The 1145-nt window shown below is 60.9% G+C and carries 2 protein-coding genes; both read right to left on the bottom strand.

The features are described 5' to 3' along the window. Positions 1-154 precede the first annotated feature (154 nt). A complete protein-coding gene (locus F758_RS51395) occupies positions 155-598 on the bottom strand; it encodes a reverse transcriptase/maturase family protein (RefSeq protein ID WP_198026725.1) in 444 nt (147 codons plus the stop codon). Then, positions 561-923, bottom strand: a complete 363-nt coding sequence (locus F758_RS51390; protein WP_198026724.1) for a reverse transcriptase family protein — start codon at positions 921-923, stop codon at positions 561-563. Before F758_RS51390 ends, F758_RS51395 begins: the two co-directional genes overlap by 38 nt. Between the last annotated feature and the right edge of the window lie 222 nt (positions 924-1145).

The raw sequence follows: 1145 nt of genomic DNA, 5'->3' as shown, positions 1-1145 counted from the left end.
CCCAGGAAGTCGAACTCTCCTTCCGGCACCTTGCAGATTCGTGTCTTGTCCTCGTTGACCGTCAGCTTCAGCTTTCCCATGATCACGCACAATTGTCGCAGGGCCTCTTCAGCCTTGCCCCGCCTGCACAGGATCACGAGGTCGTCGGCATAGGTCACGATGCGAGAGAGCCGAGGCTTCGCTCCAGCCCGAGCATCTTCCATCCCAGCACAAACCGGCGCATGTAAAGATTCGCCAGCAATGGGGAGATGGGTGACCCTTGCGGGATGCCGCGTCGGTTGTCCCGGGCTTCGGTCGTGCGTGTCTTCCGTTCTCGATCGTCGGTTTCTTCCACGGGACATTCCAACCACATCTTGATCAGATGCAGCACGCGCCGATCAACAATCCGGCGCGCCACCGATTTCAGTAGCTCGGCATGCGGAATGCTCCCGAAGTAATTCGCGAGGTCGGCGTCAACGACTTCCGGCTGGCCGCGAAACAGCTGCGCTTCCACCTCGACTACCGCCTGTTGGGCATTTCGCCCTGGACGGTAGGCATACTGCTCGGGTGGAAGGTCGGCTTCAAAGATCGGCTCCAGTACCAGCATCGCTGCCGTCATGCAGACTCGACCTGAGTTTGCCATTGGTCTTCGGTATGTACACTCTTCTGATGGGGTCCGGTCGGTACGTCTCCTGCCTGAGCGCAAGCGCCAGTTCGCCAAGCCACCGCTGCACCCCGTACACGTCGATGTCCGCAAAGTCGTGACCGTCCACGCCCGCTGCGCCCTTGTTGGAGCGGCATTGAGCGTAGGCATGGGCCAAGATGTCCTCCCGGCTGATCTTGTCGTACAGGGTGTAGAAGCGGTAGCTGGCTTCTGCCTTCGCTTTCGCGTGCAACGCCGTCTGCAGTTTCTGAACACTCTTCGGAGTTGATAGGTTGCCCAATCCCCAGGTCCCTCACCACGTCTTGCGTTCGTCTTGAACTGAGGTCCCTTCCCTCCCCCCGGCGTTACCCGGCTTCACCAGAACTACGAACCCCTCCGCATCCCCACGGCGCCCGGCCTGTCCCTCGCGGGCGTCCGGTTGGTCATCCCTGACCACGTCGTAGGGCCTCCCGTGTTGCGTACGCTTTCCTTGTGTACATGCTGTCGCCACTACCCCGGCGCA

The sequence above is a fragment of the Bradyrhizobium sp. ARR65 genome (assembly GCF_000472385.1).
Taxonomy (GTDB): Bacteria; Pseudomonadota; Alphaproteobacteria; order Rhizobiales; family Xanthobacteraceae; genus Bradyrhizobium.
Note: the sequence above shows the minus strand (reverse complement) of the source record. Positions and strands in the feature narration are given on the sequence as shown.